Annotated in this window: 7 protein-coding genes; 5 read left to right on the forward strand and 2 right to left on the reverse strand. The window is 61.1% G+C overall.

Annotated features, from left to right (window positions below; all coding sequences use genetic code 11):
* The 3 genes from GFM02_RS34565 to GFM02_RS34575 form a co-directional block, all read left to right on the forward strand.
* On the forward strand, nt 1–1,982 hold a 1,982-nt coding region (locus tag GFM02_RS34565; protein WP_168324210.1), incomplete at its 5' end, for a BID domain-containing protein.
* Between the two features lie 323 nt (nt 1,983–2,305).
* The gene (locus GFM02_RS34570; RefSeq protein ID WP_168324211.1) at nt 2,306–2,749 is read left to right on the forward strand and encodes a DUF4174 domain-containing protein; all 444 of its coding nucleotides are present in this window, start codon (nt 2,306–2,308) and stop codon (nt 2,747–2,749) included.
* A gap of 55 nt (nt 2,750–2,804) precedes the next feature.
* Nucleotides 2,805–2,972 (forward strand): hypothetical protein, encoded by a 168-nt coding sequence (locus GFM02_RS34575; protein WP_168324212.1) that lies wholly within the window; start codon nt 2,805–2,807, stop codon nt 2,970–2,972.
* On the opposite strand, the gene GFM02_RS34580 is transcribed toward GFM02_RS34575, so the two are convergent.
* Both GFM02_RS34580 and GFM02_RS34585 read right to left on the reverse strand, forming a co-directional pair.
* The gene (locus tag GFM02_RS34580; protein WP_020048530.1) at nt 2,969–3,850 is read right to left on the reverse strand and encodes a LysR family transcriptional regulator; all 882 of its coding nucleotides are present in this window, start codon (nt 3,848–3,850) and stop codon (nt 2,969–2,971) included. The two genes, GFM02_RS34575 and GFM02_RS34580, sit on opposite strands and share 4 nt — an antisense overlap.
* Nucleotides 3,847–4,161 (reverse strand): putative quinol monooxygenase, encoded by a 315-nt coding sequence (locus GFM02_RS34585; RefSeq protein WP_168324213.1) that lies wholly within the window; start codon nt 4,159–4,161, stop codon nt 3,847–3,849. Before GFM02_RS34585 ends, GFM02_RS34580 begins: the two co-directional genes overlap by 4 nt.
* 193 nt (nt 4,162–4,354) lie before the next feature.
* On the opposite strand from GFM02_RS34585, the gene GFM02_RS34590 reads away from it, so the two are divergent.
* Together GFM02_RS34590 and rirA are read left to right on the forward strand one after the other, a co-directional pair.
* Nucleotides 4,355–5,851 carry a CoA-acylating methylmalonate-semialdehyde dehydrogenase gene (locus GFM02_RS34590; RefSeq protein WP_020048532.1) on the forward strand — a complete coding sequence of 499 codons (1,497 nt, stop codon included), beginning with the start codon at nt 4,355–4,357 and terminating at the stop codon, nt 5,849–5,851.
* Between the two features lie 338 nt (nt 5,852–6,189).
* Nucleotides 6,190–6,672 carry an iron-responsive transcriptional regulator RirA gene (rirA, locus tag GFM02_RS34595; protein WP_168324214.1) on the forward strand — a complete coding sequence of 161 codons (483 nt, stop codon included), beginning with the start codon at nt 6,190–6,192 and terminating at the stop codon, nt 6,670–6,672.
* Nucleotides 6,673–6,853 lie beyond the last annotated feature (181 nt).

Here is a 6,853-nt window from a genome sequence, read left to right on the forward strand (position 1 = left end):
AAGTCGATCGCAATGTCTGGACTGCCAAGCAGATCGAAACCGCCGAAGCCCGCCTGGAGCGCATCGAGCGGGAAAGCCATCGGCCGGAATTGTTCAAGCAGCTCGTCGAACGTCTGTCGCGCTCCGGCGCCAAGACGTCGACGCTCGATTTCGAGAGCGAGGCCGGCTACCAGGCCCATGCCGACGATTTCGCCCGGCGTCGCGGGCTCGACACTCTTTCTCAAGCTGCCGCCGGCATGGAGGAGGAGGTTTCGCGGCGGTGGGCGTGGATTGCGGAAAAGAGGGAGCAGGTGGCTGAGCTCTGGGAGCGGGCCAGCATGGCGCTCGGTTTCGCAATCGAGCGGGAACGGCGTGTTTCCTACAATGAGGCGCGAATTGAAACGCAAACTGTCTCGGATGCCGACACTGGCCGTGCGCGGTATCTGATCGCACCCACCACGGAATTCGCCAGAAGCGCGGAGGAAGATGCGCGCCTGGCACAGCTTTCGTCGCCGGCCTGGAAGGAGCGGGAGGTCATCCTGCGGTCGCTATTGGAGAAGATCTATCGTGACCCGGATGCGGCGATTGTCGGCCTGAACGCCCTGGCGTCGGATTTGAAGATTGAACCGCGCAAGCTTGCCGAGGATCTTGCCGCAGCACCCGATCGGTTCGGCAGCCTGCGTGGTTCCGATCTGATCGTCGATGGTCGTGCGGCACGCTACGAGCGCAGCAACGCGACCGCGGCATTGCTGGAACTGATACCGTTGGCCCGCGCCCATGCCACCGAGTTCCGCCGGAATGCTGAGCGGTTTGGTTTCCGTGAGCAACAGCGCCGCGCGCACATGTCATTGCCGATCCCGGCGCTCTCGAAGGCGGCGATGGCACGTCTCGTCGAGATCGAGGCGGTGCGCAGGCAGGGTGGTGACGACGCCTACAAGACCGCCTTTGCGCTCGCCACAGAAGACCGCTCGCTCGTCCAGGAAGTCAAGGCCGTCAGCGAGGCGCTCACGGCCCGCTTCGGTTGGAGCGCCTTCACAGTAAAGGCCGATGCGGTTGCCGAACGCAACATGGTCGAGCGTATGCCGGAGGACCTCGCGAGCACCAGACGCGAGAAGTTGACCCGGCTGTTTGAAGCCGTGAAGCGTTTTGCCGACGAGCAGCATCTCGTCGAGCGGCGGGATCATTCGAAGATCATTGCTGGCGCCAGTGCCGATCCCGAGAAGGAGAATGTCCCAATGCTCGCCGCCGTCACCGACTTCAAGACGCCGGTCGACGAGGAGGCGCGATCCCGAGTTCTTTCCGCGCCCCTTTATCGCCAGCAGCGCGCCGCGCTGGCGACCGTGGCAAGCATGATCTGGCGCGATCCGGCCGGCGCTGTCGACAAGATCGAGGAGCTGCTTGCCAAAGGTTTTGCTGCTGATCGCATCGCGGCTGCCGTGACCAACGATCCGGCCGCCTATGGTGCGCTACGCGGCTCCGATCGCCTGATGGACCGGATGCTGGCTTCCGGCCGGGAGCGGAAAGAGGCGGTGCAGGCCATATCGGAAGCAGCCGCCCGCTTGCGCGCGCTCGGTTCGGCCTACGTCAATGTGCTCGATGGCGAACGCCGGGCAATTGCCGAGGAACGACGGCGCATGGCAGTCGCCATTCCCGGCCTGTCGAAGGCGGCGGAAGGGGCGCTCCTGCGCCTGACCGCCGGGGCGAAGAACAACGGTCGCAAGCTGAATGCATCGGCCGCTTCTCTTGATCCCAGCATTCGCCGGGAGTTTGTCGCAGTCAGCAGGGCGCTCGACGAGCGCTTCGGTCGTAGTGCCATCCTCCGAGATGAGAAGGATCTCATCAACCGCGTCCCACCGGTGCAGCGCCGCGCCTTCGAGGCGATGCAGGAAAGGTTGAAGGTCCTGCAGACGACCGTCCGCATGGAGAGCAGCGACAAGATCGTCTCGGAACGGCGCCAGCGGGCTGTCGGCCGTGGGCGCGGCATCGATATGAATGGCCTTTAAACAAAACGAGAGAGGCCATTTCTGTTGATCTGAATCCACAAAATGGATCAGTTCTGGCTGGAGTGTTCCGGTTGCAACATCCTGGCTGGGAAACGAACGGAAGGCAAAGAAGGTATCGCAGCTGAGACGAGCGGAATGCGTTTTTCCCGACGCGTGGGCGATAAGGGGCGTGCCGGCGAAAATGCCAAACGACTAATTCCGATTAGAGCCGGATGCCGCTGCTGGAAACGAAGAAGATCGTCGCGGACAAAAATACGGTTCCTGTCGATTAGATGGAACCCGTGCCATCTCGGACCGTTCTCCATGTTAACGGGAGAATATGCATGTCGAAAACCCTGCTCTACGGTGCGACCAAAATCGACGAGACCAACAGCGCTTATGCGCCGGTCGAAAGCCTCGCCCGGTTTCAGTGGAAGAACCGCGTCTTTATCCTATTCGCCGACAGGGATAATTCCCGCGCCGCCCGGCAGGAAAATCAGCTGCTGGCCAATCGCTCGGCCCTCGATGAGCGCGACCTGGTGGTGCTGAAGATTTCTGGCGCCGGCGTCCGTCCGCTCTTCGGTGCGGCCGACGGCCTCGACGGCGAAGCGATCCGCCGCGATCTCGAGGCGCCGGAGGTCGGCGAATTCGCCGCTTTCCTTCTCGGCAAGGACGGCACCGTGAAGCTCAAGGCCAGCGAGCCGATTACCGATGGCGAGCTCTTCGCCATCATCGACAGCATGCCGATGCGCGCTGCCGAATCGCTGAAGCCGGACAAGTTGTCCTGATATCGCTGAGAATCAAGATCACGAAGCAGACCAAGATCATGAAAGGGAGGCGGTCATGTCCGTGCCCAACGAACCCATTCCAGACCAGCCGCCGATGCCCGGGCCTGGCTGGAAGCCAGAGCCTCCGATCAAGGAACCGGAGCCTGACCGGCTGCCCGACGAAGCGCCGGTTCCCAATCCCGACGAGAACGACGAACCGGCAAAACACACTTTCGAGCCTTAGAGAAAGATGTGCCGTTCGGCGCTGACGAGTTCCTGAAGAAAATCGGCGACGCTCCTGACGCGTAGCAGGTCGCGCGCGGTTTCGTGATAGGTCGTCCAGTAGGCGCGCCGGATCGAAACCTCCGGCAGAATGCGCTGGAGTTCCGGATATTGCCGGGCGATATAGTCATGCAGGATGCCGATGCCGGCGCCTGTTCGCACCGCCTCCGTCTGTCCGATCGCCGTCGAAATCTCGAAGCCTGCATCCCAACTCCGCATGACTGCGCCGGAAAAATTCAGGGACGCGGTGAAGATCAGGTCTTCGACATAGCCGATGCGGCGATGCGCCTTGAGCGCGTCGATATCGGCAGGTGCTCCCTGTGACGCCAGATAATTTCGCGAGGCATAAAGGCCGAGCGTGTAATCCGTCAGCTTCGAGGAAACGAGCCGCCCTTGGTCCGGTCGCTCGAGCGTGATGGCGATATCGGCCTCGCGTTGCGAGAGCGAGAAAGAGCGCGGAACCGGTACGAGCTGGATCTTCAGTTCCGGATGGCGCTCGATCAACCTGCCCATGCGCGGCGCAAGGAAAGAAACACCGAAGCCGTCGGGCGCGCCGACGCGCACAGTCCCGGCAATTGCCGTATCTGTGTGACCGAGGCTGGCCTGTGCTGCGAGCATTTCCGTTTCCATCCGCTCTGCGGATGCCAGGAACACTTCGCCTTCGGCCGTCAGCTCGCAACCATTCGTCCGACGGATGAAAAGCCGCGTCTTCAGCGCCTCTTCGAGCGAAGTCAGTCGACGTGAGAGCGTGGCGTGATTGAGCCCCAGCCGCTTCGAGGCGGCAAGGATCTGCCCGGTGCGGGCGACGGCGAGGAAAATACGAACATCGTCCCAGTTCATGGCTTGGCACGCATTGCGATCGGATCGACCTCGATAAGCGCCAGCGATGTCACCATGTGCGCCGTCTGGTTCTTGTACTTAAGGAAATGCGGTGTCCGCAGATGGGCCTCGTATGCTTCCTGGTCGGCGTAGACTTCAAGGATACGGATCCGATTTGGGTTGTCCCTAATGGAAACAGCGCTCAGGGAAAGCACGCCGTCTTCCAGCGCGACGGATGCTTCGATTTCTTCCGTGAGCAATGCGCGATAGGTTTCAAGCGTGTCCGGATCGATCTCCAGCTCCGCCATTCTGACGACGGGTTTCCGGCTCATCGGTTTGACCTCCCCCAGGGTTTGACTTGTCGGCGTTTGACTTGTTGGCGTGCCGTACCAAGTTTGAAAGCAGCCGCAGCGCCTGATGCAACGATAGAGCTATAATTTACGCACAACGGTTGCTTATATCAGCGCATTGATTTGTGCAAATTGAAGTGCGATTGTCGGCCATCCAAAAACAGGAGGAACACCCATGCGTGAGATCGGTCATTTCATCGGCGGCAAACAGGTTGCCGGCACCAGCGGCCGCGTAAGCAACGTCTACAATCCGGCAACCGGCGAAGTTCAGGCGACGGTCGCGCTCGCAAGCGTCGAGGAACTGCGCGCCGCTGTCGAAAACGCCAAGGCTGCGCAGCCGAAGTGGGCCGCCACCAATCCGCAGCGCCGCGCCCGGGTCTTCTTCAAATTCGTCGAACTCCTGAACAAGCACATGGACGAGCTTGCCGAAATCCTCTCCAAGGAGCACGGCAAGACGATCGAGGATGCCAAGGGCGACGTTATCCGCGGCCTCGAAGTCTGCGAATTCGTCTGCGGCATTCCCCATCTCGCCAAGGGCGAGTTCACCGAAGGCGCCGGGCCGGCGATCGACATGTATTCGATCCGCCAGCCGGTCGGCATCGGCGCCGGCATCACCCCCTTCAATTTCCCGGGCATGATCCCGATGTGGATGTTTGCGCCGGCGATCGCCTGCGGCAACGCCTTTATCCTGAAGCCCTCCGAGCGCGATCCTTCCCTGCCGATCCGCCTCGCCGAACTGATGATCGAGGCCGGTCTGCCTGCCGGCATCCTCAACGTCGTCAATGGTGACAAGGGTGCGGTCGACGCGATCCTTACCGATCCCGATATCGGCGCCGTCTCCTTCGTCGGCTCGACGCCGATTGCCCGCTACGTCTATGGCACGGCGGCGATGAACGGCAAACGCGCCCAGTGCTTCGGCGGCGCCAAGAACCACATGATCATCATGCCCGATGCGGACCTGGATCAGGCCGTCAACGCGCTGATGGGCGCAGGCTACGGTTCGGCCGGCGAGCGCTGCATGGCGATCTCTGTTGCCGTTCCGGTCGGCGAGGAGACCGCCAACCGCCTCGTCGAGAAGCTGACGCCGAAGATCGAATCCCTGCGCATCGGCCCCTATACCGACGACAAGGCCGACATGGGCCCGCTCGTCACCAAGGAAGCCTATACCCGTGTTCGCGGCTTGATCGACCGCGGCATCGAGGAAGGCGCCAAGCTCGTCGTCGACGGCCGCGATTTCAAACTCCAGGGCTATGAGGACGGCTATTTCGTCGGCGGCTGCCTGTTCGATCACGTCACGCCGGAGATGGATATCTACAAGACCGAGATCTTCGGGCCTGTTCTCTCCGTCGTTCGTGCCCAGAACTATGAGGAGGCGCTGTCTCTGCCGATGAAGCACGAATATGGCAACGGCGTTGCGATCTACACCCGCGACGGCGATGCCGCCCGCGATTTCGCCTCGCGCATCAATATCGGCATGATCGGCATCAACGTTCCGATCCCGGTTCCACTCGCCTACCACTCCTTCGGCGGCTGGAAGGCATCGAGCTTCGGTGACCTCAATCAGCACGGCACGGATTCGATCAAGTTCTGGACGAAGACCAAGACCGTCACCGCCCGCTGGCCCTCCGGCATCAAGAGCGGCGCCGAATTCGTCATGCCGACGATGAAGTAATCTTCACGACAGTCCAATCTGCTATCTGTAATTCGGGGGCCTTTTGGCTCCCGAATTTTTCCTCGTGATGGTGATTGCCGGCGATATCGGCCCGGCGTCGAGGATGTCCGGAGACAAGGTCTGCTCACCATCTGCTTTTCCCCAGTGCCGAGGTCAAACTGGTGCGCAAAGGCACGCCCGAGTGCAAGCAGGCGATCCTCGATTACGTCGACATCCCGAGGCGGGATTGACGTCGCGGCAAATGGCCTCATAAGCTGAATGCGAATTTCATATTTTGGAATTGTTCAAAACTAGCAAACCGCCTATATAGGTCTGAACAGACGAGTCAGGAGAATGGCATGCGGTTGACGAAGCAGACCAACTATGCGGTTCGCATGTTGATGTATTGTGCTGCCAACGACGGGCACTTGAGCCGGATTCCGGAAATCGCCAAGGCCTATGGCGTTTCCGAGCTCTTTCTTTTCAAGATCCTCCAGCCGCTCAACAAGGCGGGCCTGGTCGAAACGGTGCGAGGTCGCAATGGCGGCGTGCGCTTGGGCAAACCGGCCGCCGACATTAGTCTTTTCGACGTCGTTCGGGTGACGGAAGACAACTTCGCCATGGCCGAATGCTTCGAGGATGACGGTGAGGTCGAATGCCCGCTGGTCGACAGCTGCGGTTTGAATTCGGCGCTGCGCAAGGCGCTCAACGCCTTCTTCGCCGTGCTTTCGGAATACTCCATTGACGACCTCGTCAAGGCGCGTCCGCAGATCAACTTCCTTCTCGGAATTACCGGCGAGCCGGCCTATCGCAAACCCGCGATCGTTGCCCCCGCCGCCTGATCAAAAGACCGGGATGAACTTCTGAACCGCGGTTGCCCCCAGCAACCGCGGTTTTTGTTTGTGCGCCAGGCATGGCGCGTGGTGTGAGAACACCGTTTGGCCGGGGTGGTATCCGGCCGATGACTTGGAGGTGAGAGTCCTCTGCGGGCCCTGGTGATGGGAACCGCTAGCCGAACAGCAA

The organism is Rhizobium leguminosarum bv. viciae (assembly GCF_012276115.1).
Lineage (GTDB): Bacteria > Pseudomonadota > Alphaproteobacteria > Rhizobiales > Rhizobiaceae > Rhizobium > Rhizobium leguminosarum_T.